Genomic DNA, 26,016 nt, shown 5'->3' on the forward strand with positions numbered 1-26,016 from the left:
AAATGCCAAAGAGCCCTCGTTTCTCGCCAGATCCGCCGCGCCCGGTCGAGGTGCTGGCCTTCCCGTCGGTGCAGCTCCTCGACGTGGCCGGGCCGCTCCAGGTCTTCGCCACCGCCAACGAGCACGGCGGCGCCGGCATGCCCTACGCGCCGCGGGTGATCGCGGCCGGCGACCCGGGGCTCACCGCCTCGGCGGGACTGCGGCTGGTGGCCGACCCGCTGCCGGAACCCGACGCGCCTCTGGACACGCTGGTGATCGCGGGCGGCCCCGGCGTCGTCGCGGCCTGCGACGACGCCGCCCTGGTGGCCTGGGTGCGGGCCCGGGCGGGTCGGGCCCGCCGGGTCGCCTCGGTCTGCACCGGCGCGTTCCTGCTCGGGGCGGCGGGGCTCCTCGACGGGCGGCGGGCCGTGACCCACTGGAAGCATTGCGGGGCACTCGCCGCGCGCTACCGGCGCGCCCGGATCGAGCCCGACCCGATCTTCGTGCGCGACGGCCCGGTCTGGTCCTCGGCGGGGGTGACGGCGGGCATCGACCTGGCCCTGGCGCTGGTCGAGGAGGATCTCGGCCGCGCGACCGCGCTGACGGTGGCGCGCCACCTCGTGATGTTCCTCAAGCGCCCCGGCGGGCAGGCGCAGTTCAGCGCGGCGCTGGCGCTGCAGGCGGGCGAGGAGCGGTTCGGGCGACTCCACGCCCACATCGCCGACAACCTGTCCGGCGACCTGTCGCTGCCGGCGCTCGCCGCGGCGGCCGGGATGAGCGCGCGCAGCCTGAGCCGGCACTATCGCGAGGCGACCGGCCTGACCCCGGCCAGGGCCGTGGAGCGCCTGCGGGTCGAGGCGGCCCGGCGGGCGCTCGCCGAGACGGCGCAGCCGGTCAAGCGCGTCGCCCGGACCTGCGGCTTCGGCTCCGAGGAGACGATGCGACGCAGCTTCCTGCGGCACGTCGCGGCGACGCCGCAGGAGTACCGGGCGCGGTTCGGCGGGTGAGGGGCCTAGAGCCGTATCCGACCATGTTGCAACGGTCGGGAAGGACGGCGAGCCCGGTCTCGCCAGCCGCGCCAAGCCCCCTCTCCCGCACGGGAGAGGGGACCCGCGCCTCGTTCGGCACGGGCTCGCCGATCGCCTCCGTCCCAACCCGATCGGGAACGGCTCTAGAGCGTTTTCGGTTTGGGCTGAGTCGGCTTGGTGGGGTTCACGCGGCGCTGGGAGGCTGATTCACTAGGCCGGTCGACAGCCGGAGTGATGCATGGGCCGCCCCTACAGCTTGGACCTGCGCGAGCGGGTGGTGACCGCGGCTGCGGCGACCTCGCGCCGTCAGGCGGCCGCCCGCTTCGGGGTCGGCCAGGCAACCGCGATCCGCTGGATGGCGGCGCTCGCCGCGACTGGGACGGTGGCCGCCCGGCCGCAGGGGCGTGCCCGCCGCTCCAAGCTCGACCCGTACGAGACGTTCCTGCGTACGCTGATCGACGAGAAGGTTGACATCACCCTGGAGGAGATGCGCGCCCGGTTGCAGGACGAGCATGGCCTCACCGTCGGGCTCGGCACGCTGTGGGCCTTCCTCGACGCGCGCGACCTGACGTACAAAAAAAGACGGCCCACGCCGCAGAGCAGGATCGGTCGGACGTGAAGGCCGCCCGGGAAGCGTGGTTCGAGAGCCAGCCCGATCTCGACCCGGACCGGCTGGTGTTCCTCGACGAGACGTGGACCGCCACCAACATGGCCCGCACCCGCGGGCGCTGTCCCCGCGGCCAGCGGCTGCGCTCCCCCGTCCCGCACGGTCATTGGAAGACCACGACCCTGGTGGCGGGCCTGCGCCTGTCCGGGATCGCCGCGCCGTTCGTGCTCGACGGGCCGATCAACCGCGACGCCTTCCAAGTCTACGTCGATCAGGTCCTGGTGCCCGAACTCGCACCCGGGGACATCGTGATCATGGACAATCTCGGCAGCCACAAAGGCTCGGCCGTGCGCGCGGCGATCGAGGCGGCGGGCGCGCGGCTCCTGTTCCTCCCGCCCTACTCGCCGGACTTCAATCCGATCGAGATGGCGTTCTCGAAGTTGAAGGCGGGGCTGCGCAAGGCCGCCGAGCGCACGCGCGAAGGGCTCTGGACCACAATCGGGCGGCTCGTCGATGCCGTCACGCCCGACGAGGCCGCAAACTTCTTCGTCGCGGCAGGATACGACCCCGATTAAACCGAAACCGCTCTAGACCGTGTCGCGGCGCTCGAGGGCCGCCGGGATCGTCTCGCGCACGCCGTCGCGATGCTCGTGGATGTCGGCGTTCGGGGCGCGGAGCAGGGCGAAGCCGAGCGATTCGAGGATCGCGGTGCGCGTCGCATCCCGGGCGATCGCGTGGGCGGTCGCATGCGTTGCCCCGTCGACCTCGACGATGAGTTTGGCCTCGACGCAGGCGAAGTCGACGACGAACCGGTCGATCGGGTGCTGGCGGCGGAACTTCCAGCCGTTGAGCGCGCGATTGCGCAACACGCGCCAGAGCTCGGCCTCGGCGCTTGTTTGCGCGCGCCGCAGGCTGCGGGCGCGCGGGATCGATCGGCTCACCGCACGGTTCCGGCAACGCCGTTGCGGACCCGGTGGATGATACGGGGGCGTCGCTTGCGCGGGCCTGACCCGGCGAATTGTCCGGCTCCGCGGCCTCATCGGTTCAGAACGGCACGCGGGTCCCCTCTCCCGTGCGGGAGAGGGGGCGCGTCGCGACTCGCGGACGCCGAATCGGGACCGCCACACGCGGCCCCGGCAACCCGCTCACCCCAGCTTGTAGACCGCCGCCAGCTCCGGGTCCTTCGCGGCGACCAGCCTGGCGAGGTCCACGATGACCTTGGCCTGCTTCCAGGTGGCGTCGTCCTGCATCTTTCCGTCGAGCATCACCGCGCCGGTGCCGTCCGGCATGGCCTCGACGATCCGGGCCGCGAAGGCCACCTCGGCCGGGTCCGGCGCGAAGACCCGCTTGGCGATCGCCACCTGGCTCGGGTGCAGCGTCCAGGCGCCGGCGCAGCCCATCAGGAAGGCGTTGCGGAACTGCGCCTCGCAGGCATCCCCGTCGGAGAAGTCGCCGAACGGGCCGTAGAAGGCCTTGATGCCGTTGGCCATGCAGGCGTCGACCATCCGGGCGATGGTGTAGTGCCAGAGGTCCTGCTGGGCGGTGGCGCGGGGCGCGTCACCGGAGGGATCGCTGAGCACCCGGTAATCCGGGTGGCCGCCGCCGACCCGGGTGGTCTTCATGCCGCGGGACGCCGCGAGGTCCGCCGGCCCGAGGCTCATGCCGTGCATCCGCGGCGAGGCCGACGCGATGGCGTCGACGTTGGCGACGCCCTCGGCGGTCTCCAGGATCGCGTGGACCAGGATCGGCTTCGTCACGCCGTGGCGCGCCTCGAGCTGGGCGAGCAGCTGGTCGATGTAGTGGATGTCCCACGGACCCTCGACCTTGGGCACCATCACGACGTCGAGCTTGTCGCCGACCTCGGCCACGATCGTGAACAGGTCGTCCAAGATCCAGGGCGAGTTGAGGGCGTTGATCCGGGTCCAGAGGCCGGTGCCGGTGGCGGCGAAGTCGGTGGCCTGGGCCATGGCGACGAAGCCCTTGCGGGCCGCCTCCTTCTGGTCGGCCGGGACCGCGTCCTCCAGGTTGCCCAGCACCACGTCGACGGTCCCGGCGAGCTCCGGCACGCGGGCCCGGACCTTGTCGTTGTGGGGCGGCACGAAGTGGATCATCCGCTCCAGCCGCACCGGCAGTTCGCGGAACGGGGCCGGCGCGCCGGTGGCGAGGGGCTGGAAGAAGCGGCGGGGCAGTTTCATCGGGTGCCTCTTGTCAGGGCTGGCGTCCGAGCCCCGTTAAGGCAGCTGGGGCGGGCGCGTAAAGCCGCGCCGCGCGGAAGTGATCCCGGACGTTCGTGACTCTCGGACGTCCGGCACGGCGCGCCGCAGAGCCCGCGGATCGTCAGCCCCGGCCGCCGCGGCGCCCGGCGAGGCCGATCCGGTTGAGGATGCCGCCGGCCTCGCTGCCGGCCACCACCACGAGGCGCCGGACCTCGCCGCGCAGGAAGGCCTGCAGGAAGCGGTTGTAGTCGCGGAACGAGACGCAGCCGTTCGAGGCACCGGGCTGCCGCAGCATGTAGGTGTGGGCCAGCAGGCCGTCGCGGCCGTGGATCGCGGCGCTGCCGCCCACCGGGTTGAGGCGGATCGCCCGGACCCCGTGGAACAGGCGCTCGCGCTCGGTCAGCGTGTAGGTGCCGGGCGGGGTCGAGCCGCGCATGCGCAGGTGGACGTAGCGCGGGTTGTCCATGGCCTCGCCGAGGCCGGAATGGGCCTCCAGCACCTCGCCGGAGGGCAGCGTCACCGTGCGGGCGGTGATGTCGTAGACGGCCGTGCCGACCACCGAATCGGGCTCCGGGCTGATCCGGGTGCGCGGCGCCTCCTGCGGCAGGGCGTCCGGGCTGGCATAGGCCAGCGCCTGACGGGGCTCCTGGCGGGCCTCCTCGCGCGGCGCCGCGGCGCCGACGCCGAACAGCTTCTCGAAGAAGGATGGCTCCTCGGCCATCGCGGCGCGGAACACGTCGCGGGTCCGGGGCAGGGCGCGGCTCGCCACCCGCGCGGGCGGCGCCGGCGCGCGCCGCAGCTCGGCCGGGCGGGCCACCGGCAGCGGCACGAGGGCGGGTGCGAGAGCGGGGGCGAGGGCGGCGGGCGTGGGCTCGGCCGCGGCCATCCGGACCGGCGCCCCCGTTCCCTTCTCGCCGCCCTTCTCGCCCGCCCTCTCGCCGACCTTGTCCGCCGCTCTGTCCTCGGCCCTGGCCTGGGCCATCCGGACCTGGGCGGCCCGCGCCCGCTCCGCCTGCGCGACCTGCCGGGCGATCTCCCGGACCGCCGGGGACGGGGCGGCGGCGGCGACCTGGAAGCCGGCGGCCGGCGGGGCCTCGCCCCCGAACGCCGTGGCGGTGCCGGCGCCCAGCGCCGGGCTCCGGTCGAGCATCCAGGCGAGGCTCGTCCGCGGCGCCGCCGCGGCCTGCGGGACCGGGGCGGCGGCCGGCCCGGCCGCCGCGACGGTCGCGGCCTCGGTCTCGGCCTCGGGGCGGGCCGGCCCCTGCGGGTGGCTGAACACGGCCCAGCCGGCGAGGCTCACGCCGGTGAGGGCGATGAGCGCCGTCAGCCGGGCGCGGCGCCGGGCGCGCCGCATGGCGCTCGGGTAGGGCGCCCGGGTGCGGACGACCGGATCGTAGGCGGTCTCGACGTAGGTGGGGCGCGGGGGCGCCGGTCGCCGGGGTTCCGCGCTCGGATACACGGTCTGGAACGCGGCGAGGGACAACGCAGCCTGGGCCATTCGGGAACTCGCGTACGCGCTTCCCCTGGGCAGCCGGCGCCGTTCGCCCGCGAGAGCCGTTCTCGCGCACGTGGTCCGGGTCGCCCGTCTGGGGAGGACATCAACCGTCCACCCCATTAAGCCGCGGTGTGGTTAATCCCCGCTAAAGGGACAGTTTCCGCGCGCGTTCCCGTGTTGGGACACAGCCTCAGGTCGCCGATCCGGGGGCCTCCGCCGGAACCTCCATCGGCCCGTGCCGGCGCGCGACCAGCAGGCAGAGCAGGGCCACCGGCACGCCGATGAGCGACGTGCCGACGAAGAACCACGCGAAGCCCGTCCACTCGATCACGAAGCCCGAGAACCCGGCGAGCAGGCTGCCGGGCAGGGCGCAGAGCGAGGTCAGCAGGGCGTACTGGCTCGCCGCGTGGGCGGTCGCCGAGAGCCGCGACATGTAGGTGATCAGCACGATCGACGCGAAGGCGTAGGCGAAGCCGTCGATCCCGACGGTCAGCGCGAAGGTCCAGAACGCCGCCCCGCCGTGGCCGCCGTGCCAGGCGAGGTAGGCCAGCGCGAGGTGCGAGGCCGAGGCCGTCACGGTGCCGATCAGCAGGCTCGCCATCATGCCGATCCGCGGGATGATGGCGCTCGCCAGGAAGGTGCCGCCGAGCGCGATCCAGAAGCCGAACAGCTTGGTCACGGTGGCGATGTCGGTGTTCGAGTAGCCGAGCGTCTTGAACAGCGGGATCGCCATGGCGTTCGAGACGTAGCCGGGCATCCGGAAGCCCGCGACCAGCGCCAGCACCGGCAGGGCGAGCGGCCCGAGCCGGGCGAGGAGGTCGCGGATCGGCGCCCAGACGGTCTCGACGAAGCCGCCGGTGGCGGGCGTCGCGGGGGCGGGAGGTTCGGGGGCCAGCAGCGCCGCGACCGTGCCGGGGGCCATCAGGGCGGCCATGCACAGGTAGGCGGCGCGCCAGCCATACGCGTCAGAGAGGTAGAGGGCGCCGGCCCCCGCCGCGAGGTTGCCGACCCGGTAGCCGATCTCCGACCAGGACGACATCAGCGCCTGCTGCTCGGCGGGCGCGGCGGTGATGCGCCAGCCGTCGATCACCACGTCCTGGGTGGCGCCCGCGACGCCGAGCGCCAGGGAGAACGCCACCGTCCAGGCGAGCCAGTGGGCCGGGTCGCCGAAGGCGACGCCCGCGAGCGCCAGTGCCACCAGGATCTGCGTGGCGACGATCCAGCCCCGGCGCCGCCCGAGCCAGCGGCCCAGCAGCGGCGCGTCGTGCCGGTCGAGGAAGGGGGCCCAGAGGAACTTGAGCTTGTAGGCGATGGTGAGCTCGCTCATCAGCCCGATTGTGGCGAGCGGCACCTTCGCCTGGACGAGCCACGCCGACTGGGTCGCGTAGACGAGCAGGAACGGGATGCCCTGCGCGAAGCCGAGCCCGAGCACCGCGGCGACGCGCCGGTCGGTGAACAGGGGCGTGAGGAAGGCGCCCGGCGCGGCCTTCACCGGCTCGGGCGCGCCGGTGATCGGCGCCGGGTTTGCCATCCACGCGTCTCCTCACGCCGCCCCTCAGGATGAGGGGTCTTGCCGGGGCGCAGCGCCCCTCACGCCGCCTTCTTCGCCCGCTCGGCGATCTTCACGAGGCTGCGCAGCACCTCGGTGGCGGTCTTGAGCCGCGCCGGGACGGTGGTCAGCTCGCGCACGAACACGACGCTCATGTCGGGCCGCACCTTCGCGAACGAGGCCTGCTCGGCCACGTACGCCACCAGCCCCTGCGGGTTGGCGTAGGACTTGTCGCGGAAATGGACCACCACGCCCTTCGGCCCGGCCTCGACCTTCTCGACGTTGGCCTTGAGGCAGAGGATCTTGATCGTGCCGATCTTGAGGAGCTGCTCCACCTCCGGCGGCAGCGGCCCGAACCGGTCGATGAGTTCCGCCCCGAAGCTCTCCATCTCGGCATCGTCCTGGATGGTGGCGAGCCGCCGGTAGAGGGCGAGCCGGACGCCCAGATCCTCGACGTAATCCTCGGGGATCGTCACGGGTGCGCCCAGCGCGATGGTCGGCGACCACGCCTCCTCGGGCACGTCCTCGATGCCGGCCTTGAGCGCCGTGACGGCGTCCTCCAGCATCTGCTGGTAGAGTTCGTAGCCGACCTCCTTGATGTGGCCGGACTGCGCGTCGCCGAGCAGGTTGCCGGCGCCGCGGATGTCGAGGTCGTGGGAGGCGAGCTGGAAGCCCGCGCCCAGCGTGTCGAGGCTCTGGAGCACCTTGAGGCGCTGCTCGGCCTGGGCGGTGAGCTGGCGGTTCGCCGGGGTCGTGAACAGCGCGTAGGCCCGCGCCTTCGATCGCCCGACCCGGCCGCGCAGCTGGTAGAGCTGGGCCAGCCCGAACATGTCGGCCCGGTGGACGATCAGCGTGTTGGCGGTGGGGATGTCGAGGCCCGATTCCACGATCGTGGTCGAGAGCAGCACGTCGAACTTGCCCTCGTAGAAGGCCGTCATCACGTCCTCGAGCTGGCCCGCCGCCATCTGGCCGTGGGCGACCGCGACCTTGATCTCGGGCATCTCGGCGTCGAGGAACTTTTTGACTTCCGCCAGATCCTCGATCCTGGGCACGACGTAGAAGGACTGGCCGCCGCGGTAGCGCTCGCGCAGCAGCGCCTCCCGGATGGTCAGCGGGTCGAACGGCGTCACGAAGGTGCGCACCACCAGCCGGTCGACCGGCGGCGTGGCGATGATCGAGAGCTCGCGCACCCCCGTCATGGCGAGCTGGAGCGTGCGCGGGATCGGCGTCGCCGACAGCGTCAGCACGTGGACGTCGGCCTGGAGCGCCTTCAGCCGCTCCTTGTGGGCGACGCCGAAATGCTGCTCCTCGTCCACGATGATCAGGCCGAGATCCTTGAAGGCGATGTTCTTCGCCAAGAGCGCGTGCGTGCCGACCACGATGTCGACCGTGCCGGCGGCGAGCCCTGCCCGGGTCTGCTTCATCTCCGCCGCGGAGGCGAAGCGGGAGAGCTGCGCCACCTGGACCGGCAGCCCCTTGAAGCGCTCCGCGAAGGTCCGGAAGTGCTGGCGGGCGAGCAGGGTGGTCGGGACGATCACCGCCACCTGCTTGCCGGAGATCGCCGCCGCGAAGGCGGCGCGCAGCGCCACCTCGGTCTTGCCGAAGCCGACATCGCCGCAGACCAGCCGGTCCATCGGCCGGCCGGCGTTGAGGTCGTCCAGCACCGCGTCGATGGCGTTGGCCTGATCCTCGGTCTCCTCGAACGGGAAGCGGGCGGCGAACTCGCCGTAGAGCCCCTCCGGCGCCTTGAGGGCCGGGGCCTTGCGGACGAAGCGCTGGGCCGCGACCTTGATCAGCTCGCCCGCCATCTCGAGGATGCGGCGCTTCATCTTGGCCTTGCGGGCCTGCCACGCGCCGCCGCCGAGCCGGTCGAGGGCGACCTCGGCATCCTCCGAGCCGTAGCGGGTCAGGAGCTCGATGTTCTCCACCGGCAGGAGCAGGAGGCCCCCGGTGTATTGCAGCTCCAGGCAATCGTGCGGGGCGCCGGCCGCGTGGATCGTCTTGAGCCCGACGAACCGGCCGATGCCGTGGTCGGCATGGACCACGATGTCGCCGGGCTGGAGCGCCTGCACCTCCAGGATCACGTCCTGGGGCCGCTTGGCCTTGCGCTTCTGGCGGACCAGCCGGTCGCCCAGGATGTCGCCCTCGGAGACGACGGCGAGCTCGCCCGCGGTGAAGCCCGCCTCCAGGCCCCAGACCGCCACCGCCGCGTCGGTGCCGCGCTTCAGCGCGTAGACATCGGTGAGCCGGGTGATCGCCACGGGCTTCTTCAGGCCGTGATCGGTGAGCACGCCGCAGAGCCGGTCGCGGGAGCCGTCGGACCACGCGCCCAGGATCACGTGATGACCGGATCCCTGGAGGTCGCGGATATGCGCCACCGCGGCGTCGAACACGCTGGTGTTCTCGTCGGCCCGCTCGGGGGCGAAGCTCCGTCCGGCCTTGGCGCCGCAATCGATGACCGCGCGCTCCGAAGATTCGGGCTGCGCGAAGGGGGTCAGCCGCGCCACGGTGGCGGTGGCGATCCGCTCCTTCAGCTCGTTCGGCATCAGGTACAGGGCGCGGGGCGGCAGCGGCTTGTAGGGGGCGACGCCGGCCTGCGGCGTCTTCATCGCGCCCTCACGGGCCTGGTAATAGTCTTGGACGAGGCTGATCCGCTCGGCGGCGGCATCCTCCACCTGCGGGTCGAAGACCAGCGGCACGCCGCCGAGATAGTCGAACAGCGTGTCGAGGTGGTCGTAGAACAGCGGCATCCAGTGCTCGAGGCCGGCGTAGCGCCGCCCCTCGCTCACCGTCTCGTAAAGCCGGTCGTCCCGCGTCGCCGCGCCGAAGCTCTGGATGTAGTTCTGGCGGAAGCGCCGGATCGTCTCGGTGGTGAGCTGGACCTCGCTCATCGGCATCAGGTCGAGGGAGCGGAGCTGACCGGTGGTGCGCTGCGTCTCCGGGTCGAAGGCGCGGATCGATTCCAGCGTGTCGCCGAAGAAGTCGAGGCGGATCGGCGCCGGCAGGCCCGGGGGCGACAGGTCGAGGATGCCGCCGCGGACGGCGTACTCGCCGGTGTCGCGCACCGTCCCGGTGCGCAGGAAGCCGTTGGCCTCGACCCAGGCCACCACGTCGTCCATCGACACGACGTTGCCGATCGCCGCCGAGAACGCCTCCTTGGCGATGTGGGCGCGGGGTGGGACCCGCTGCACCAGGGCGTTGACCGTGGTGCAGAGGATGCGCGGCCTGTCCTCGGCCGAGCGGGTCCGGGCGAGGCGGGCGAGCGCCGTCATCCGGGCGGCGGCGACCGCGGTGGTCGGCGAGACCCGGTCGTAGGGCTGGCAGTCCCAGGCCGGCAGGCTCATCACGTCCATCTCGGGCGCGACGAAGCCGAGCGCCGCCTGGAACGCCGCCGAGCGCCCGGAATCGCGCGCCACGTGGACCAGCACCGCCGGCGCGTCGACGGTGGGCGCCAGGGCGCGGGCGAGGTCGGCGAGCGCCAGCGCGTCGAAGCCCTCCGGGGCGTTCGCCAGGACCGGGCTGTCGCCGCGCTTCAGGGCGTCGATGGCCCGGGCGAGCGCGGAGGATTTCGGCAGCGCGAAGCGCGCGACCTGCGGCTTGGCGGCGGGGGCGGGGGGCTTCGGCTGAGGCTTGGCCATCGGGTCTTTCGCGGGAAATCCCGCCGGGCGCGTCAGGGGAGGAGGTCGGGTGGCGTTAGCCGATCGGGCCGCCGCGATAAAGCGTCCCCGCGGTCACGGCCGAACGCACCCTATATGGCGGTTCTGCCGCGGCATGGAACGGCTGTTCGGCCGCGCTTCGGGGACACGCATGGCCCGGCCCAGAGCACCTTGGGTATCAGCCTCTCCCAGGGCGGAAGAGACGGCCCCATCGTCTCTGCGAGCGCAGCGAAGCAATCCAGCAGCGCCGCACCTTCGAACGTCGCGCTGCCCTGGGTCACGTCGCTGCGCTCGTGATGACGGAGCGGGCCGCATCGGCCGAGCGCTCCGATCGGATGCGACGGAAGCCCGCGGCTTACGCCTACGCCCCTCGGGCGCCCCTCACGCATCCGGCCCGACGATCTCCGCCAGCGCCGCCTCGACCCGGCCGCGGAAGAAGTCCGCGTTGGGCATGGGCTCGGTCATCGCGGCGGCGCGCGCCGTCGCCTGCCGCAGGATCTCGGCGCGCAGCGCCGGATCGGAGCGCTCCATCATCTCCAGCATGATGCGCACCACCAGCTCGGTGGCGATCGACCGGGCCGGGTGGTCGTAGTTGGGCTTGGGCTCGTCCATCGCGGGCTCTCTCGACCGGTCGCTCTCAGGAGTGGATCGGCGCGTCGTGCCGGTGGAACGCCCGCACCCGCCGCCAGACCGACGTGTCGTAGTTCGAGGGCGTCTCGACCTCGCCGGTCAGCCACTTGAACAGGTCGCGGTCCGGCACCTCGATCAGCGCCTCGAACTGGTCGAGCTCCGCCTCCGAGAGCTCGCCGATCTCGGCATCGGCGAAGCGGCCCATGATCAGGTCCATCTCGCGGATGCCCCGGTGCCAGGCGCGGTAGAGGAGGCGGCGGCGGCGCGGATCGAGGTCGGCGCTCGTGCGGGTGGTGCCGGACATGGATGTCGGACCTCGGCTCAGGGAATGGCAGGGCCTAGATAGGCGCCCGGGACCGGCGGATCCAGAACGGGGCCGCGGCCGGGCGGGTTACAACCGGCGGGCGAGGGGCCAAAAACGAATTGCCTCCGGCGGGCGGTCCGTTATCTCGGGCTGCAACGCCCCGGACGGGGCGGCGAGCGGGAGTCCAACGATGCCGAAGGCGATCCGGGTCTACGAGTACGGCGGTCCCGAGGTGATGCGCTTCGAGGACGTGCCCCTGGCCGAGCCGGGCCCCGGGCAGATCCGGGTCAGGCAGGCGGCCATCGGCGTCAACTTCATCGACATCTACTTCCGCACCGGCGCCTACAAGTCCCCGCACATGCCCTACACCCCCGGCAAGGAGGGTGCCGGCACCGTCACGGCGGTGGGCGAGGGCGTCACCCAGTTCAAGCCCGGCGACCGGGTCGCCTACGGCTCGGTGGCGGACGGCTGCTACGCCGAGGAGCCGGTGATCCCGGCCTCCGCGGCCGTGCCGATCCCCGACGGCGTCGACGAGAAGACCGCCGCCGCCATGATGCTCAAGGGCCTCACCGTCGAGTACCTGCTGCACCGGACCTACGCGGTGAAGCCCGGCGACACGATCCTGTGGCAGGCGGCCGCCGGCGGCGTCGGCCTGATCGCCTGCCAGTGGGCCAAGCACCTCGGCGCCACCGTGATCGGCACCGCCGGCAGCCCCGAGAAGGCGGAACTCGCCAAGCGGAACGGCTGCGACCACGTCATCCTCTACCGCGAGGAGGACGTGGCCAAGCGCGTGCGCGAGATCACCGGCGGCAAGGGCGTGCCGGTGGTCTACGACGGCGTCGGGCAGGCGACCCTGATGGGCTCGCTGGACAGCCTCGCGCCGCTCGGCCTGCTGGCGAGCTTCGGCTCGGCCTCCGGGGCGATCACCGGGCTCGACCTCGGCCTGCTCGCCCCGCGCGGCTCGCTCTACGTGACCCGCCCGACGCTCGCGACCTTCTCGTCGAACCGCGCCACCCTGGAGGAGGCGGCCGCCCGCCTGTTCAAGGTGGTCCGCGACGGCGCGGTGAAGATCGCCGTCAACGCCACCTACCCGCTGGCCGAGGCGCAGCAGGTGCACCGCGACCTCGCGGGCCGGGAGACCACCGGCTCGACCGTGATGCTGCCGTAGGGACCGGCCGTGACGCCCGGCAGCGCCGACCTGCTCCTCGTCGTCGACGTGCAGGTCGACTTCCTGCCGGGCGGGGCGCTCCCCGTCCCGGGGGGCGACGCGGTGATCGGCCCGATCAACGACCTCCAGCACCGCTTCCGGCACGTGGTGCTGATGCAGGACTGGCATCCGGCGGACCACGTCTCCTTCGCCGAGACCCATCCGGGGCGGGCCCCGTTCGAGACCGTGGCGCTGCCCTACGGTCCGCAGGTGCTGTGGCCGCGCCACTGCGTCCAGGGCAGCCCGGGCGCAGCCTTCGCGCCGGGCCTCGCCACCGACCGGGCGAGCCTGGTGGTCCGGAAGGGGCTGGATCCCCGGGTTGACAGCTACTCGGCCTTCCTGGAGGCCGACCGGGCCACGCGCACCGGCCTCGCGGGGGCGCTCCGGGAGCGCGGCATCGCCCGCGTCGCCGTGTGCGGCCTCGCAACCGATTTCTGCGTCGCCTGGAGCGCGCTCGACGCGCGCGACGCGGGGTTCGACGTCTGGGTGGTGGAGGATGCCGTGCGCGGGATCGACGTGGACGGATCCCTCGCGCAGGCCTGGGCGGAGATGGAGGCGGCGGGCGTCCGCCGGATCGCGGCGGCGGAGATCGGCTGAGGCGCTGCGGTGACCGGGAGGCGAACCGCCGCACGCCGCGCGGGAGACCGTCCCCGCCCCGGTGCGTTGGCCCGACATCAGCATCCGACAGGAGCCCGCATGTCGTCCAAGCACCCGAAGACCGACACCCCGACCGACGCCGACCTCAAGGGCAATCCCGGGATCGGCACCTCGAAGGGCATGAGCGGCGCCGACCCGGCGGATCTGCAGGCGGATTCGACCTTCGAGGGCGACGTGGACAACGAGACGAAGCTCGACGGCGGCATCGACCCGGACCACCGGCCGCGCAAGAACGCGTGACCGAGAACGTGTGACCGGATGCCCGGGCCGGCGCGGCCCGGGCCGATCTCAGCGACTGCGCGCCGGCGCCTTCGGCCGCCGCGGAGCGGGGGCTGCGGGCCCGGCGCTCGGGCCGCCTGCCGGAACGTAGATCTGGGCCGGGCTCGCGGTGTAGCCGCGCAGCTGAGCCGCGTCGGCGGCCCCGAAAGCGGATGTGCCGTCGGCGCGGGCGGCGGCCGCCGCGAGGACCGGGAGAAGCGCGGCGGCCAGGGCCAGGAGGGCGTACTTCGGCATGGGCAGGGTCCTCGTGCGCGCGCGGGCTCGAACAACCCCGATCCGTGCCGGATCGCTCCGCTCCGGGACCGATCTCACCTGCCCGACGTGCGGAACCGCACAGGCGCCGTGCCGCGCCTGACCGAGCGGGCGCTTGCCCCGGAGGCCGCGTCAGAGCGCCAGCCCGAGCTGGAGCGGCGCCTCGGGCGCGTCCTGCGCGAAGCCCGACAGCGACACCCCGATCAGCCGCGCGCTGCGCCGCAGGGGGAACAGGCCGGCGAGCAGGTCGAGGCCGATCCGCTCCAGCCCCGCCCGGTCGGCGACGGGGACGGGCAGCGACCGCGCCCGGGTGACCTGGGCGAAATCCGAGAACTTGAGCTTCAGGGTCACGGTCCGGGCGCGCATGCCCTTGGCGTCGGCCCCCGCCCAGACCTTGTCGAACAGCGGCGCCAGCCGGGCGGCCAGGACCTCGAAGGCGGCCGTGTCGTCCGAGAAGGTGGTCTCCGCCCCGATCGACTTGCGCACCCGGTGGGCGCGGACCGGCCGCGCGTCGATCCCGCGGGCAACCGCGTGGTAGTAGGCGCCCGCGGAGCCGAAGGTCTCGCGCAGGCGCTCCGGCGTCCAGGCGCGCAGATCCGCCCCGGTCTCGATCCCGAGCCGCTTCATCCTCGCCTCGGTGACCGGGCCGACGCCGTGGAACCGGCCGATCGGCAGCGCGGCCACGAAGTCCGGCCCCATGGCGGGGGTGATGACGAACAGGGCGTCGGGCTTGCGGTGGTCGGACGCCACCTTGGCGAGGAACTTGTTGTACGAGACCCCGGCCGAGGCGATCAGGCCAGTGCGCTCCAGGATCTCGGCCCGGATCGCCTTCGCCACGGCCGTCGCCGTCGGCAGCCCCAGGAGGTTCTCGGTGACGTCGAGATAGGCCTCGTCCAGGGCCACCGGCTCGATGATGGCCGTGTGCCGGGCGAAGACCGCCCGGATCTCCTCGGAGACTGCCCGGTAGACCTCGAAGCGCGGCTTCACGAACAGCAGGTCCGGGCACAGCCGCCGCGCGGTGGCCGACGGCATGGCCGAGCGGACGCCGAATCTGCGCGCCTCGTAGCTCGCCGCCGCCACGACGCCGCGCTCCCGGGAGCCGCCCACCGCCAGCGGCCGGCCGCGCAGGGCGGGGTCGTCGCGCTGCTCCACGGAAGCGTAGAACGCGTCCATGTCGATGTGGATGATTTTTCGGAGCGCGACCTCCGGATCCATCGCCGCCTCGGAGATCCGCCCTCGGTTCCTGCTCTGTTCTGAATGAGCGCGGCGGGGCAGCGGGGTCAAGGCGTGTCGGCCAGGGCTCAACAGGAGTCCGGCCCACGCCCGTCGTCGCGAGCGCAGCGAAGCGACCCAGGCAACGCGACGTCCGTGAGCGTAGCCAGCCGGGTGGCTTCGCTGCGCTCGCGAGGACGGGGTTCGCCTTACGCCACGCTGCCGTACAGGTCGTAGGCCTCGGCCCGGTCGATCTTCACCGTGACGATGTCGCCGACCCGGACCGGGCGCCGGAAGGCGGCGTGGACGGTGCCGTCGATCTCCGGCGCGTCGGCCTTGGACCGGCCCCGCGCGACCCCGCCCTCGACGGCATCGACGATCACGGGGAGCCGCTTGCCGACCTTGGCCCGCTGAAGCCGCAGCGCGATGCCGTTCTGCGTCTCCATGAACCGGCGCTTGCGCTCGGCCTTCACCGCCGGGGGCACGAGGTCGCCCAGCGCGTTGGCGGTGGCGCCCGCCACCGGCTCGTACTCGAAGCAGCCGACCCGATCGAGCTTGGCCTCCTGCAGCCAGGCCAGCAGCTCCTCGAACTCGGCCTCGGTCTCGCCGGGGAAGCCGACGATGAAGGTCGAGCGGATCGCCAGCTCCGGGCAGGTCTGCCGCCAGCTCCGGATCCGGTCGAGCTGCCGCTCCTGGTTGCCGGGCCGGCGCATCCGCTTGAGCACGGAGGGGCTCGCGTGCTGGAGCGGCATGTCGAGATAGGGGAGCACCTTGCCCTCGGCCATCAGCGGGATGACCTCGTCCACGTGCGGGTAGGGGTAGACGTAGTGCAGCCGCACCCAGGCGCCGAGCTCGCCGAGTTCGTTGGTGAGGTCGTAGAACTTCGCGCGGACCTGACGGTCCTGCCAGGGGCTCTCAGCGTAGCGGATGTCGACGCCGTACGCGCTGGTATCCTGGCTGACGACCAGCAGCTCCTTCACGCCGGCCTTCACGAGCTTCTCGGCCTCGCGCAGCACGTCCGCCGCCGGGCGGCTGACGAGGTTCCCGCGCAACGACGGGATGATGCAGAAGCTGCAGCGGTTGCTGCACCCCTCCGAGATCTTCAGGTAGGCGTAGTGGCGCGGGGTGAGCTTGATCCCCTGCGGCGGCACGAGGTCGAGGAACGGGTCGTGGGCCGGCGGCACCGCCTCGTGAACGGCGGCCACCACCGATTCGTAGGCCTGCGGCCCGGTCACCGCCAACAGGTCGGGATATTTTTCGCGGATCTCCTCCGGCTGCGCGCCCATGCAGCCCGTGACGATGACCCGTCCGTTCTCCGCCATGGCCTCGCCGATCGCCGAGAGCGACTCCGCCTTGGCCGAGTCGAGGAAGCCGCAGGTGTTGACGATCACCACGTCGGCGCCGTCGTGCCGGCGGGCCAGCTCGTAGCCCTCCGCGCGCAGGTGGGTGAGGATCCGCTCGGAATCGACCAGCGCCTTCGGACAGCCCAGCGAGACGAACGAGATCTTCGGGGCCGAGGCCTTCGGGGCGGATGGGGGAAGGGAGGTGGCAGTCATGGGCGCATTCGACGGGTCGGACGCCACCCGCGCGCGTGGCCGGTGAGACAGCCACACGGAGCGCGAGGACGAGAATTCGGAATCCCGCTCCTATAGCGGTTCCAGGCCGCCCGCGCGAGGCCGGCAGCCGCAGGGGTGGCCAGCCGCGACCGCGAGGCTTTCCGAAAAGCAGAAATGTGACGATCTCGCAGAAGTTTGTCGGACGAACCTGAGGCAGAACATCAAGACTCGGTGCGGTCGCCCTGCGCCTGGGACGCGTCCAGCCTGCACCTCACGGCGTGTGCCTGCGTGGAACTGCCGCTTCCCCCGCGGCACCGCCTGTGCGACGGCAGCATGACGCACAGCCCGAGGATACGGCCCCGAACCCGGTCATGTGGACCCGAGAGATCCCCTTCATCGATCCCGTCGCGGCCGCCGCCCGGCTGCGGTCCCTGCCGGGGCTCGCCTTCCTCGACAGCGCCATGCGGCACGACCCGCTCGGGCGTTACGCGATCGTGGCCGCCGACCCGTTCGCGCGCTTCCGCTTCCGCGACGGGGTCGCGACCCTGAATGGCACTCGCGTTCCGGGCGGCCCCTTCACGGCCCTGCGCGCCTGCCTCGCGCCCTACCGGATCGCGCCCGACCCCGAGAACCCCTTCCCCGGTGGGGCGATCGGCTACTTCGCCTACGATCTCGGCGCGGCTTTGGAGCGGGTCGCGGCGCCGGCCCGACGGGCGGGGCTGACCGACGACATCGCCCTGAACCTCTACGATACGGCCCTGGTGATCGATCAGGCCGCCGGCACGGCCCGGCTCGTCGCCACCGGCTTCCCCGCGCTGGAACCCGCCGCCCGGCAGGCCCGCGCGGAGGCGCGGCTGGCGGCCTTCGCAGACCGGCTCGGCAGCGAACCGGCAGAGGCCCCGGGCCGATCCGGAAAACAGCTCACGTGGCGCTCGAACTTCGACCGGCAAACCTATGAGGATGCTGTCGAAAAGGTCCGCGCTTATATCCGCGCCGGCGACATTTACCAAGCCAACATCGCCCAGCGCTTCAGCGCCGACCTGCCGGCGGATTTCGACGCCTTCGCCCTCTACCGGCGCCTGCGCGCCACCAACCCGGCGACCTTCGGGGCCTATCTGGAGTGGGAGGGGCTGACGATCGCCTCGTCCTCGCCCGAGCGCTTCATCCGGCTGGACGGCCGGCACGTGGAGACGCGGCCGATCAAGGGCACCGCCCGCCGCCTCGACGATCCGGAGGCCGACCGACGGGTCGCCGAAGCCCTCCAGGCCAACGTGAAGGAGCGGGCCGAGAACGTCATGATCGTCGACCTGCTGCGCAACGACCTGTCGCGGGTGTGCGAGCCCGGCAGCGTCGCGGTGCCCACCCTGTGCGGGCTGGAGACCTACGCCAACGTCCACCATCTGGTGTCGGTGGTGACCGGACGACTCCGCGACGGGCTCGACGCCCTCGACCTCCTGGAAGGGACCTTTCCGGGCGGCTCGATCACGGGAGCCCCAAAAATCCGCGCCATGGACATCATCACGGAGATCGAGGGGGACGCGCGGGAACTCTATTGCGGCGCCATCGGCCGGATCGGCTTCGACGGGGCGATGGACAGCTCGATCGCGATCCGCACCGTGTTCATGGACGACCGGCAGGCGGTCCTGCAGGCCGGGGGCGGGGTGACGCTGCTGTCGGAGCCGGGCCCGGAATACGACGAGACCCTGGCCAAGGCCGCCCGCGTGTTCGAGGCCTTCGCATGATCCTCGTCCTCGACAACTACGACTCGTTCGTCTTCAACGTGGTCCGCTACTTCGAGGAGCTGGGCGAGGAGGTCCGGGTCGTGCGCAACGACGCCCTGGACGTGCCCGGCATCCGGGCGCTGGAGCCGGAGGCCCTGGTGGTCTCGCCCGGGCCCTGCACCCCCGCGGAGGCCGGGATCTCCCTGCCGGCGATCCGGGACCTGTCGGGCGCGGTGCCGATCCTCGGCGTCTGCCTCGGCCACCAGGCGATCGGCGCGGCCTTCGGCGGCACGGTCGCGCGGGCGCAGCGCCCCCTGCACGGGCAGATGACGCCGATCGCGCACACGGGCGAGCGCCTGTTCGCCGGGCTGCCGGCGCCGATGCCGGTCGGGCGCTACCACTCGCTGGTCGTGAATCCCGGCCCCGACATGGAACAACACCTCTCGGTCGACGCGGTCTCGCAGGAGGGGGAGGTGATGGCGCTCTCCCACCGGACCCACCCGACCTACGGCATCCAGTTCCACCCGGAATCGGTCCTGACCGAGGGCGGGCACGCCCTGTTCGCCAACTTCCTGGGACTGGCCCGCGCGTGGCGGGAACGGCCGGAGGGGCGCCGCGATGCTGTGGCGTGACGGGGCGCTCGTTCCCGGGACCACGGCCCCCCTCGACCACACCGACCGCGGCCTGACGCTCGGCGACGGCCTCTTCGACACGGCCTTGGCGCTCGGCGGCCGGGTCGCCTTCGAGGACGCCCATATCGCCCGGCTCGCGGCCTCCGCGGCGACGCTGGGGATCCCGGCCGAACCCGAGCGGATCCGCGCGGCCGTGCGGGACCTCGCGGGGCAGGGGGAGCGGCTCGCGATCCGCACCACCCTCACCCGCGGCTCCGGCCCGCGCGGCCTGAAGCCGCCGGACGCGCCGAACCGGACCCTGTTCGCCACCGCGGCCGCGAGCCCCGGGGCCGTCGCCTTCGCGCCCCTGCGCCTGTGGCCGACGGCCATCGCCCGCAACGACACCTCCCCCGCCAGCCGCCTGAAGACGCTGGGCTATCTCGACGCGGTGCTGGCCGCCCGGGAGGCCGCCGCCGCGGGGTTCGACGAGGCGCTGTTCCGCAACACCCGGGGCCGCGTCGCCTGCGCGGGCACCGGCAATCTCTTCGCCCTGGTCGGTACCAGTCTGGTCACGCCGCCGCTCGAGGACGGCGTGCTCGCCGGCATCGTGCGGGCGGAGGTGCTGGGCCTCGCCGCCGGATGCGGGCTGCGGGCCGAGGAACGGTCCCTCGGCCTGCCCGACCTGCTCGGCGCCGAGGCCGTGTTCCTGACCAACTCCCTGCGGCTCCTGGCCCCCGTGACGGCCGTCGGCGACACGGCGTTCCCGGGCGCCGGCCACCCGGCGGTGAGCCGCCTCGTGGCGGCCCTGCGCGCCCGCGTGGCGCAGGCCTGCGGCGTGGCCGAGGACATGGTCGCGTGATCGAGGGGCCGATCGAGGGGCCGATCGAGACTTGGCGGCGGCGCCTGCGCTACGCCCTCGCGGCGATCTACCTGTTCATCGGCGTGGTCCACCTCGTGGCGACCGACGCGATGCTGCCGCTCATGCCCGACTGGGTGCCGCAGCCGCGGCTCGTCATCCTGGCGACCGGCCTGTGCGAGATCGCCGGGGCGATCGGCCTCGTCACCGGGCGGTTCCGCCGGGCGGCCGCGCTCGGCCTCGCCCTCTACGCGGTCTGCGTCTACCCGGCGAACCTCAAGCACGCCTTCGACCACGTCCACGTCGACGGCATCCCGGATTCCTGGTGGTACCACGGGCCGCGCCTCGCGTTTCAGCCGGTCTTCGTCTGGGCGGCGCTCTGGGCCGGCGGCCTGATCGACTCGCCGTTCGGCGGGGGCCGCAGATCCGCCGAGGCCGCGACCGAGATCTCCGGTGATCCGGCACGGCCGCCGAAAGGTCCGGGTCCCGACGCGCCAGCAACCATCCGCGAACCTTGATCACAGGATCCCGGGATCCCCGGATCCCGGCAGGCTTTGATCACGGGATCCTGGCCGATCGACCGGCCGGAAGCCGCCGCGCGGGCCGGAAGACCGGTCGGCCCGGCGCCGATACGGGCGGACGACATGCCGAAGCGCCGCGACCCGGGCCGATCGACCCCGCCCCCGCCGGAGAGCGTGCCGGACCGCGACGCCGTGGAGCGCGCCCTGGAGGCCGTCCTCGACCGCCTGCGGCCGAAACCGGGCGCCGCCGCCCCGCGGGCCGGACGGAAGCCGCGCCCGGACGGGGCCGGCCGCTGAGCCGCGAAAGGTTCCTCCACAGGGCGAAGATATCGTCCGGATACGGCCGGCCGGACCGGAGTTCCCCGGAGGACGCCGCCGACACCGAGTGCGGCTCCCAACGGAGACAGACCGAATGGCCAAGCAGAAGACGCTGCAGGACGCCTTCTACGAGACCCTGAAGGACGTCTACTACGCCGAGAAGCAGTCGGTGAAAGCCCTCAAGAAATCCGCCAAGGCGGCGGAGCACGACGACCTCCGCCAGGCCTTCGAGACCCATGCCGAGGAGAGCGCCCAGCAGGTGGAGCGCCTGACGCAGGTCTTCGAGATCATCGGCAAGCCGGCCCGGGCCAAGACCTGCGAGGCGATGCAGGGCATCGTCTCGGAGATGGAGGAGGATCTCGACGACTTCGCCGACAGCCCGGCCGCCGACGCGGTGCTGGCCGCCTGCGCCCAGGCGGTGGAGCATTACGAGATCGCCCGCTACGGCACCCTGAAGACTTGGGCGGCCCAGCTCGGCTACGCGGACGCCGCCAAGCTCCTGGACGAGACCCTGCAGGAGGAGAAGCGGACCGACGCGCTGCTCTCGAAGATCGCCGAGTCGATCAACGCCGCGGGCGAGCCCGGCGGGGCCGAACCGGACACGGAGCCGTCGAAGGGCAGGAGCAAGAAGGCCGCCTGACCACATTCCGGCCGCGCGGCGGGCCGCGGTCAGTTCGCCTTCTCGATGGCGCTCAGCGGCGTCCAGTAGCAGCGGTCCTGCGTGTCCTTCACGGCGAGGCAGCCGTAGCTCATCGTCCGGGACTCGAGCCGGACCTCCTCGCCGGGCTTGAACGACCGGCACTCGCCGCTGGCGAGGCTGCCCTGCAGCAGCTGGCCGAACCCGGATTCGTCGCCCGCCATGACCAGCTTGAACAGGCGGTCCGTGACCTCCTGGGTGTGGCAGCCGAACCGCTCCTGGAGGACGGTCTCGGCCGCGGCGGGCCGGGACAGGGCGGCGGTGACGGCGAGGGCGGCGAGGACGGGCAGGGCGAGGCGCATGCGCGGAACATATCCGCGCGCCGCGACGTGTCGAGCCCTCGGGGCGCGGGGGAGCCGCGGAGGATCGCCGCGGGTAAACCCGGCGCGGGTCGCGGCGCGGTCGATCAGGACCGTGGCAGCGCCCGGCCTCGGAACCTGGACGGGGAAGGTTCCCTCCATGCGAGCCGGCGCGTCCGGAGCGGGAATCCCGGCATCGGCGGCCGCCGACGCGCGCCCGGAAGCCCTCTGTCGGGAACGCCGTCGCCTCGCGGGATCAAGCCGCCCCCGGCTGACACCGCGAGGGCCGCCGCGAGGGCCGCGGTCGCCGGCGTGCCGGGCACGCGCCGGTCCGCTCTAGGCGGCGACGGGCCTGACCACGACGTCCTCGGCGTAGACGAGGGTTGCCATGACGCCGGACCGGATCCGATCGAACACCGCGTCGAGATCCCCGACGCTCTGCATCAGCACGGCGCACGAGAGGGCGACGATCTGCGGGGTGCGATCCGTCCCTTCGGCGAGGAAGTCGCGGATCGCGTCGACGAGGGACGCGGTGGCGTCCGCCTCCGCGGAGGCGCCGAGGACATGCAGGCAATCCTGCCGCAGGGACGCGAGATTGCCGTCAACGACCGAGACCCATTGCCGGTCGTGATCGTAGATGAGCCAGCGCACCGATCCCGCCGCCACGGGGGCCAGTCCCGCGAGATAGCGCTGAGCGGCTGCATCGTCGAACATGGCACGGGTTTAACGCCCGGCGGCCGCAACGCCAACGCGTCGGATCACCGTTGCGGAGCCCGGCGGATCCGCCGCCCGAACGGGGACGGGCGAGAAGGTCCCGGTCGCGGATCTCGCGAGGCGGTCGCCCGCTTCGGATCCGGGCCACGCTCCGCTAGGACCCGCCCGCCGCCTCGTCGCGCTTGGCCGCCTGCCACGCCGCCTCCATGGCGGCGAGGTCGGAGCGGCCGAGGGCGCCCCCGGACGCCGCGAGATGGCGCGCCATGGCGGCGAAGCGGCGCTCGAACTTGGCGGTGCCGTCGCGCAGGGCCGTCTCCGGGTCGATCCCGGCGTGCCGGGCGAGGTTGGCCACCGCGAACAGCAGGTCGCCGATCTCCTCCGACAGGGCCTCCGGGTCGCCCGCCGCCAGGGCCTCGGCGACCTCGTCGGTCTCCTCGCGGACCTTGTCGACGACCTGGGCGGCGTCGTCCCAGTCGAAGCCGTGGGCGGCCGCCCGCCGGGAGATCTTCTCCGCCCGGGCGAGGGCCGGCAGCGCCCGCGCGACGCCGCCGAGGGGGTCGGGCGCCAAGTCACGCGCCAAGTCACGCGCCAGCCCCGCGCCCCGCCGCTCCGCCTGCCGGGCCGCCCGCTCCTCCGCCTTGATCGCCGCCCACTGCGCCTCGACCGCCGCGGGATCGCGCAGGGCCGAGCCGGCGGGCAGGGGCGCGCCGTCCGGGGTGAAGACGTGGGGGTGGCGCCGGACCAGCTTGTCACCGATGGCGCGGGCCACGTCGTCGAACGCGAAGGCGCCCTGCTCCTCGGCCATGCGGGCGTGGAACACCACCTGGAGCAGCAGGTCGCCGAGCTCGTCGCGCAGGTCGCCGAGGTCTCCCCGCGCCACCGCGTCGGCGACCTCGTAGGCCTCCTCGATCGTGTAGGGAACGATGGTGGCGAAGCTCTGCGCCACATCCCAGGGACAGCCGGCGACGGGATCGCGCAGGACCGCCATCAGGCGCAGGAGCCGGCCCAGGGGCGCCTCCGCGGCGGGATCGTCGTCCCGCACCCCGTTCGCCCCGGACCGGCCCGCGTCGCGTGTCTCGCTCATGACGACGGCGTTAGAGCATGGCGCGGCGCAGGGAAATCCGTCCCGCGGATCGCCGGGCCTCAGACCCGGGTCTCAGACGCGGCTTGGGTCGCGCTCGCGCACCTGCTCGGCCTGCAGCCCGTTCAGGTAGCCGGTGAGGCGGCCGCTGACCGCCGGATCGGCGCACTGCACCCAGAGGGGCGCGGGGAGGGCGCGGATGGGCAGGCGCAGCAGGAAGGCCTCGGCCGAGAGGGCCGCCTCCCGCTCCGAGGCGGCGGCGAGCAGGCGCGCGCCCGCCTGCGTGCCGATCAGGATCGCGATCGTGCTCATGGCCCCTCTCTCGGCACCCCGCGCGGCGCCCCTCACGGCGCCTGTCGCGGCGCCCCGCCGGGCCGCGCCCGTGCGGGACAACGGCGCGCGGGCCGCGGGCGTTGCACGGCGCGCCCATCCGCGGGGTTCCGCCGCGGCCCTCAGCTCGTCGGCCGGACGCAGAGCGGCTCCCGGGCCAGCGCCAGGGTGAACGACCACAGGATCCGGCCGACGGAATCCGTCAGCACCGCCCCGGTCAGGAGCATGTTGGCGGCGGCCCGGCACCGGTCGCGGGCGCTGCGGATCGCCGCCTCGACGTCGTCCGCCTCCAGGCAGTCGCTGGCGAAGGCGAGGCCGCAGCGGGCGTCCGCGTGCTCGAGGGTGCGTCAGAGGTGATAGGCCGGCATCGCTTGAACCCACGCGAGGCGAATCACCGGCCGCCCGCGGCGCGGGCGGGAGCCGGCTGGCCAAGCTAGCGGCCCGGCGCGGGCCCGCGACTGATCCAGATCAAGCCGACGCGCATCCGCCGCCGCCCGGTCACGTCCCGGTGTCGCAGGCTGTCGCAGGGTACGCCCGGCGCCGGCGGCCGCTGCGGGAGGTCCGCGCGAGGCCGTGCCGGGTCTTGTTCCAGCGCAGCGGCGCGCGAACCAGCTCGATCAGCGCCAGCCACGCGGCGAGGCTGACCAGCAGGAAGTAGGCCGGCATCCACGGGACCGACCGGGCGAGATCTCCCCAGCCGCGCCGGGCGCAGCCGACCAGGGCGGGCAGGACCAGGGCGGCGAGCCCCGTCCCGAACAGCGTGAGGGCGAGCCCCGTGGAGAGGTTGTCCAGGAAGACGGGGGCGGCCGGGATGTCCCGGACCAGGAAGGACCACGCCGCCGCGGCGAGGCAGACCGGGTAGGCGAGCGCCGAGACCACCGTCCCGGGGACCAGGGCGGCGGCGCAGAGCGTCTCCAGGCCGCCGAGCCTGCGGGCGTTGGCCAGCGGGCACCGCCCGTGAGTGAGGCTCGTCTGGACCAGGCCCTTCAGCCAGCGGGTGCGCTGGCCGAGCCAGGGCCCGAGGCGGGCCGGCGCCTCCTCGAAGGTGGGGCTGGGCAGGTCACCGACGGTGTAACCCGCCAGCGCGAGGCGCAGGCCGAGATCCGCGTCCTCGGTGACGTTGTGGGCGTCCCAGCCGTGCAGCGCCCGCACCACGCGGGTGCGCAGGTGCATCGAGGTGCCGCCCAGCGGGACCGGCAGGCCGCAGCGGGCGATGGCCGGGTTCAGGACGTCGAACAGCCCGGCATATTCCAGGGCGAAGGCGCGGGCGAGGCGCGAATCGCCGGCATTGTCGATCACGAGCCGCCCCTGGAGGCAGGCGGTGCGCGCGGGCAGGCGCGCGAACAGGGCGGCCGCCAGCCGCAGCTGCCCGGGATCGGGCACGTCCTCGGCGTCGTAGACCGTGATCAGGGTGCCGCGGGCGAGCGGCAGCGCGGCGTTGAGCGCCCGCGGCTTGGTGCGCGGGCCGCCCGGCGGCACCGTGATCACCTCGAACCGGGCCGGGAGGGTGTCGCGGGGGATCGCCGCGGCGGTCTCCGCGTCGTCCGCCTCGAGCAGCAGCTTGATGTCGAGCTTGGCGGCCGGATAGTCGAGGGCGGAGAGCGCCCTGAGCAGGTCCGGCACAACCGCCGCCTCGCGGTGGAGGGGGACGAGGATCGTGTAGACTGGCAGGTCGGCCTCGGCGAGGGGCACCACCGCCTCCGCGGCCACCGGGGCCGCGATGGCGAGGGCCGCGATCCGCAGGGCCGCCATGGCCAGGAACAGGACCTGCCCGGCCGCCACCGCCGCGCGCGCCAGCGGGGCCGGCAGCGCCGCGCACAGGCAGAGCGCCGCGGTGACGGCGAGGGCGAGGACCAGCAGCCAGCGGAGCGCCGGCTCGGGGGCGGCCGCCCGCTCGGAACTGTGCCGCCGCAGGTCGTGCGCCACGTGATCCGCCACCTGCCCGGGCACGGACGCGAACACGGCCTCGCGCAGGCGGGTGGGGCTGGTGATCGCCGGAACGGCGGCGCGGCCGGGTGCGCGGCCGGCCGCCTCGAGGAGGTCCGCGATCGCCCGCCCGCGCGGCGCCAGCACCCAGGGCGCCACCGCGCCCGGCGCCAGCGGCGCGAGGCCGGCCACGAGGCTGTCGGGGAAGCGCAGGCCCAGGCCGAACGGGATCGGTCCACCGAGGTAGGGGGCGCCGAGCGCCCGGGCCAGGGCCGCGTAGTAGGGCGCTAGCGGCGTTCTTAACACGCCTAAATC

General features: G+C 73.4%; 26 protein-coding genes. 11 read left to right on the forward strand and 15 right to left on the reverse strand.

Going from position 1 to position 26,016, the window contains the following annotated elements; all coding sequences use genetic code 11:
- The first annotated feature begins 2 nt into the window (after window positions 1–2).
- Window positions 3–986 carry a GlxA family transcriptional regulator gene (locus tag ACLBXO_RS05140; RefSeq protein ID WP_447684672.1) on the forward strand — a complete coding sequence of 328 codons (984 nt, stop codon included), beginning with the start codon at window positions 3–5 and terminating at the stop codon, window positions 984–986.
- Window positions 987–1,245: 259 nt separating this feature from the next.
- Window positions 1,246–2,189, forward strand: a protein-coding gene (locus tag ACLBXO_RS05145; protein ID WP_331313849.1) for an IS630 family transposase whose coding sequence is annotated in 2 segments (ribosomal slippage) — window positions 1,246–1,582 and window positions 1,582–2,189 — 945 coding nt in all. Because the reading frame shifts where the segments join, the coding sequence is not laid out codon by codon here.
- A 12-nt stretch (window positions 2,190–2,201) separates the two neighbouring features.
- Here the strand turns inward: ACLBXO_RS05145 and ACLBXO_RS05150 are convergent.
- The 7 genes from ACLBXO_RS05150 to ACLBXO_RS05180 all read right to left on the reverse strand — a co-directional run bounded on the left by ACLBXO_RS05150 (window position 2,202) and on the right by ACLBXO_RS05180 (window position 11,464).
- Window positions 2,202–2,555: an endonuclease domain-containing protein gene (locus ACLBXO_RS05150; protein ID WP_331313848.1), complete on the reverse strand. Its 354-nt coding sequence runs from the start codon at window positions 2,553–2,555 to the stop codon at window positions 2,202–2,204.
- Window positions 2,556–2,759: 204 nt separating this feature from the next.
- On the reverse strand, window positions 2,760–3,809 hold the full coding sequence (locus tag ACLBXO_RS05155) for an HpcH/HpaI aldolase/citrate lyase family protein (RefSeq protein WP_331313847.1): 1,050 nt from the start codon (window positions 3,807–3,809) through the stop codon (window positions 2,760–2,762).
- A gap of 142 nt (window positions 3,810–3,951) precedes the next feature.
- Complete coding sequence (locus ACLBXO_RS05160; RefSeq protein WP_447684673.1) at window positions 3,952–5,328, reverse strand: DUF2778 domain-containing protein; 1,377 nt, start codon at window positions 5,326–5,328, stop codon at window positions 3,952–3,954.
- Window positions 5,329–5,515: 187 nt separating this feature from the next.
- Entirely contained in the window at window positions 5,516–6,856 is a 1,341-nt protein-coding gene (locus ACLBXO_RS05165) for an AmpG family muropeptide MFS transporter (RefSeq protein ID WP_331318722.1), read from the reverse strand.
- Between the two features lie 59 nt (window positions 6,857–6,915).
- Window positions 6,916–10,512, reverse strand: a complete 3,597-nt coding sequence (mfd, locus tag ACLBXO_RS05170; RefSeq protein ID WP_331318724.1) for a transcription-repair coupling factor — start codon at window positions 10,510–10,512, stop codon at window positions 6,916–6,918.
- Between the two features lie 399 nt (window positions 10,513–10,911).
- Window positions 10,912–11,142, reverse strand: coding sequence for a hypothetical protein (locus ACLBXO_RS05175; RefSeq protein WP_192709131.1), 231 nt, complete (start codon window positions 11,140–11,142; stop codon window positions 10,912–10,914).
- A 25-nt stretch (window positions 11,143–11,167) separates the two neighbouring features.
- Window positions 11,168–11,464, reverse strand: a complete 297-nt coding sequence (locus ACLBXO_RS05180) for an FAD assembly factor SdhE (RefSeq protein ID WP_331318728.1) — start codon at window positions 11,462–11,464, stop codon at window positions 11,168–11,170.
- A 190-nt stretch (window positions 11,465–11,654) separates the two neighbouring features.
- Here ACLBXO_RS05180 and ACLBXO_RS05185 point away from each other — a divergent pair, with 190 nt between their 5' ends.
- The 3 genes from ACLBXO_RS05185 to ACLBXO_RS05195 all read left to right on the forward strand — a co-directional run bounded on the left by ACLBXO_RS05185 (window position 11,655) and on the right by ACLBXO_RS05195 (window position 13,568).
- Entirely contained in the window at window positions 11,655–12,632 is a 978-nt protein-coding gene (locus ACLBXO_RS05185) for a quinone oxidoreductase family protein (protein ID WP_331318730.1), read from the forward strand.
- A gap of 9 nt (window positions 12,633–12,641) precedes the next feature.
- Complete coding sequence (gene pncA, locus ACLBXO_RS05190) at window positions 12,642–13,268, forward strand: bifunctional nicotinamidase/pyrazinamidase (protein ID WP_331318732.1); 627 nt, start codon at window positions 12,642–12,644, stop codon at window positions 13,266–13,268.
- Window positions 13,269–13,367: 99 nt separating this feature from the next.
- Window positions 13,368–13,568 (forward strand): hypothetical protein, encoded by a 201-nt coding sequence (locus ACLBXO_RS05195; protein ID WP_020093291.1) that lies wholly within the window; start codon window positions 13,368–13,370, stop codon window positions 13,566–13,568.
- Between the two features lie 48 nt (window positions 13,569–13,616).
- Here ACLBXO_RS05195 and ACLBXO_RS05200 read toward each other — a convergent pair whose 3' ends face one another.
- The 3 genes from ACLBXO_RS05200 to rimO all read right to left on the reverse strand — a co-directional run bounded on the left by ACLBXO_RS05200 (window position 13,617) and on the right by rimO (window position 16,627).
- Complete coding sequence (locus ACLBXO_RS05200) at window positions 13,617–13,841, reverse strand: hypothetical protein (RefSeq protein ID WP_447684674.1); 225 nt, start codon at window positions 13,839–13,841, stop codon at window positions 13,617–13,619.
- A gap of 150 nt (window positions 13,842–13,991) precedes the next feature.
- Entirely contained in the window at window positions 13,992–15,074 is a 1,083-nt protein-coding gene (gene dinB / locus ACLBXO_RS05205; protein WP_331318733.1) for a DNA polymerase IV, read from the reverse strand.
- Window positions 15,075–15,280: 206 nt separating this feature from the next.
- Window positions 15,281–16,627, reverse strand: coding sequence for a 30S ribosomal protein S12 methylthiotransferase RimO (gene rimO, locus ACLBXO_RS05210; RefSeq protein ID WP_447684675.1), 1,347 nt, complete (start codon window positions 16,625–16,627; stop codon window positions 15,281–15,283).
- A 371-nt stretch (window positions 16,628–16,998) separates the two neighbouring features.
- Here rimO and pabB point away from each other — a divergent pair, with 371 nt between their 5' ends.
- The 6 genes from pabB (at window position 16,999) to ACLBXO_RS05240 (ending at window position 21,294) form a co-directional block, all read left to right on the forward strand.
- The gene (gene pabB, locus ACLBXO_RS05215; protein ID WP_331318736.1) at window positions 16,999–18,369 is read left to right on the forward strand and encodes an aminodeoxychorismate synthase component I; all 1,371 of its coding nucleotides are present in this window, start codon (window positions 16,999–17,001) and stop codon (window positions 18,367–18,369) included.
- Window positions 18,366–18,980 (forward strand): anthranilate synthase component II, encoded by a 615-nt coding sequence (locus tag ACLBXO_RS05220; RefSeq protein ID WP_447684676.1) that lies wholly within the window; start codon window positions 18,366–18,368, stop codon window positions 18,978–18,980. Before pabB ends, ACLBXO_RS05220 begins: the two co-directional genes overlap by 4 nt.
- Window positions 18,967–19,818: an aminotransferase class IV gene (locus ACLBXO_RS05225; RefSeq protein ID WP_447684677.1), complete on the forward strand. Its 852-nt coding sequence runs from the start codon at window positions 18,967–18,969 to the stop codon at window positions 19,816–19,818. Before ACLBXO_RS05220 ends, ACLBXO_RS05225 begins: the two co-directional genes overlap by 14 nt.
- Window positions 19,815–20,333: a DoxX family protein gene (locus tag ACLBXO_RS05230; protein WP_447684678.1), complete on the forward strand. Its 519-nt coding sequence runs from the start codon at window positions 19,815–19,817 to the stop codon at window positions 20,331–20,333. Before ACLBXO_RS05225 ends, ACLBXO_RS05230 begins: the two co-directional genes overlap by 4 nt.
- A gap of 126 nt (window positions 20,334–20,459) precedes the next feature.
- Window positions 20,460–20,633, forward strand: a complete 174-nt coding sequence (locus ACLBXO_RS05235; RefSeq protein WP_331318741.1) for a hypothetical protein — start codon at window positions 20,460–20,462, stop codon at window positions 20,631–20,633.
- Between the two features lie 115 nt (window positions 20,634–20,748).
- On the forward strand, window positions 20,749–21,294 hold the full coding sequence (locus tag ACLBXO_RS05240) for a YciE/YciF ferroxidase family protein (protein WP_447684679.1): 546 nt from the start codon (window positions 20,749–20,751) through the stop codon (window positions 21,292–21,294).
- Between the two features lie 29 nt (window positions 21,295–21,323).
- Here ACLBXO_RS05240 and ACLBXO_RS05245 read toward each other — a convergent pair whose 3' ends face one another.
- The 5 genes from ACLBXO_RS05245 to ACLBXO_RS05265 all read right to left on the reverse strand — a co-directional run bounded on the left by ACLBXO_RS05245 (window position 21,324) and on the right by ACLBXO_RS05265 (window position 26,007).
- Entirely contained in the window at window positions 21,324–21,653 is a 330-nt protein-coding gene (locus ACLBXO_RS05245) for a hypothetical protein (RefSeq protein ID WP_331318745.1), read from the reverse strand.
- 333 nt (window positions 21,654–21,986) lie between these two features.
- Window positions 21,987–22,364: a hypothetical protein gene (locus ACLBXO_RS05250; protein WP_331318747.1), complete on the reverse strand. Its 378-nt coding sequence runs from the start codon at window positions 22,362–22,364 to the stop codon at window positions 21,987–21,989.
- A gap of 154 nt (window positions 22,365–22,518) precedes the next feature.
- Complete coding sequence (gene mazG, locus ACLBXO_RS05255; RefSeq protein WP_447684680.1) at window positions 22,519–23,448, reverse strand: nucleoside triphosphate pyrophosphohydrolase; 930 nt, start codon at window positions 23,446–23,448, stop codon at window positions 22,519–22,521.
- A gap of 72 nt (window positions 23,449–23,520) precedes the next feature.
- Window positions 23,521–23,757 (reverse strand): hypothetical protein, encoded by a 237-nt coding sequence (locus ACLBXO_RS05260; RefSeq protein ID WP_447684681.1) that lies wholly within the window; start codon window positions 23,755–23,757, stop codon window positions 23,521–23,523.
- A gap of 516 nt (window positions 23,758–24,273) precedes the next feature.
- Complete coding sequence (locus ACLBXO_RS05265) at window positions 24,274–26,007, reverse strand: glycosyltransferase family 2 protein (RefSeq protein ID WP_447684682.1); 1,734 nt, start codon at window positions 26,005–26,007, stop codon at window positions 24,274–24,276.
- Between the last annotated feature and the right edge of the window lie 9 nt (window positions 26,008–26,016).

It is taken from the genome of Methylobacterium sp. C33D (assembly GCF_053345825.1).

Coding starts and splice junctions, on each gene's coding strand:
- ACLBXO_RS05250 (WP_331318747.1), bottom strand. CDS start 22,364: ATGTTCGACGATGCAGCCGCTCAGCGCTATCTCGCGGGACTGGCCCCC.
- ACLBXO_RS05140 (WP_447684672.1), top strand. CDS start 3: ATGCCAAAGAGCCCTCGTTTCTCGCCAGATCCGCCGCGCCCGGTCGAG.
- dinB (WP_331318733.1), bottom strand. CDS start 15,074: ATGGATCCGGAGGTCGCGCTCCGAAAAATCATCCACATCGACATGGAC.
- pabB (WP_331318736.1), top strand. CDS start 16,999: ATGTGGACCCGAGAGATCCCCTTCATCGATCCCGTCGCGGCCGCCGCC.
- ACLBXO_RS05155 (WP_331313847.1), bottom strand. CDS start 3,809: ATGAAACTGCCCCGCCGCTTCTTCCAGCCCCTCGCCACCGGCGCGCCG.
- ACLBXO_RS05245 (WP_331318745.1), bottom strand. CDS start 21,653: ATGCGCCTCGCCCTGCCCGTCCTCGCCGCCCTCGCCGTCACCGCCGCC.
- ACLBXO_RS05225 (WP_447684677.1), top strand. CDS start 18,967: ATGCTGTGGCGTGACGGGGCGCTCGTTCCCGGGACCACGGCCCCCCTC.
- rimO (WP_447684675.1), bottom strand. CDS start 16,627: ATGACTGCCACCTCCCTTCCCCCATCCGCCCCGAAGGCCTCGGCCCCG.
- ACLBXO_RS05185 (WP_331318730.1), top strand. CDS start 11,655: ATGCCGAAGGCGATCCGGGTCTACGAGTACGGCGGTCCCGAGGTGATG.
- ACLBXO_RS05195 (WP_020093291.1), top strand. CDS start 13,368: ATGTCGTCCAAGCACCCGAAGACCGACACCCCGACCGACGCCGACCTC.
- ACLBXO_RS05240 (WP_447684679.1), top strand. CDS start 20,749: ATGGCCAAGCAGAAGACGCTGCAGGACGCCTTCTACGAGACCCTGAAG.
- mazG (WP_447684680.1), bottom strand. CDS start 23,448: ATGAGCGAGACACGCGACGCGGGCCGGTCCGGGGCGAACGGGGTGCGG.
- ACLBXO_RS05165 (WP_331318722.1), bottom strand. CDS start 6,856: ATGGCAAACCCGGCGCCGATCACCGGCGCGCCCGAGCCGGTGAAGGCC.
- ACLBXO_RS05235 (WP_331318741.1), top strand. CDS start 20,460: ATGCCGAAGCGCCGCGACCCGGGCCGATCGACCCCGCCCCCGCCGGAG.
- ACLBXO_RS05200 (WP_447684674.1), bottom strand. CDS start 13,841: ATGCCGAAGTACGCCCTCCTGGCCCTGGCCGCCGCGCTTCTCCCGGTC.
- ACLBXO_RS05180 (WP_331318728.1), bottom strand. CDS start 11,464: ATGTCCGGCACCACCCGCACGAGCGCCGACCTCGATCCGCGCCGCCGC.
- ACLBXO_RS05260 (WP_447684681.1), bottom strand. CDS start 23,757: ATGAGCACGATCGCGATCCTGATCGGCACGCAGGCGGGCGCGCGCCTG.
- mfd (WP_331318724.1), bottom strand. CDS start 10,512: ATGGCCAAGCCTCAGCCGAAGCCCCCCGCCCCCGCCGCCAAGCCGCAG.
- ACLBXO_RS05220 (WP_447684676.1), top strand. CDS start 18,366: ATGATCCTCGTCCTCGACAACTACGACTCGTTCGTCTTCAACGTGGTC.
- ACLBXO_RS05175 (WP_192709131.1), bottom strand. CDS start 11,142: ATGGACGAGCCCAAGCCCAACTACGACCACCCGGCCCGGTCGATCGCC.
- ACLBXO_RS05160 (WP_447684673.1), bottom strand. CDS start 5,328: ATGGCCCAGGCTGCGTTGTCCCTCGCCGCGTTCCAGACCGTGTATCCG.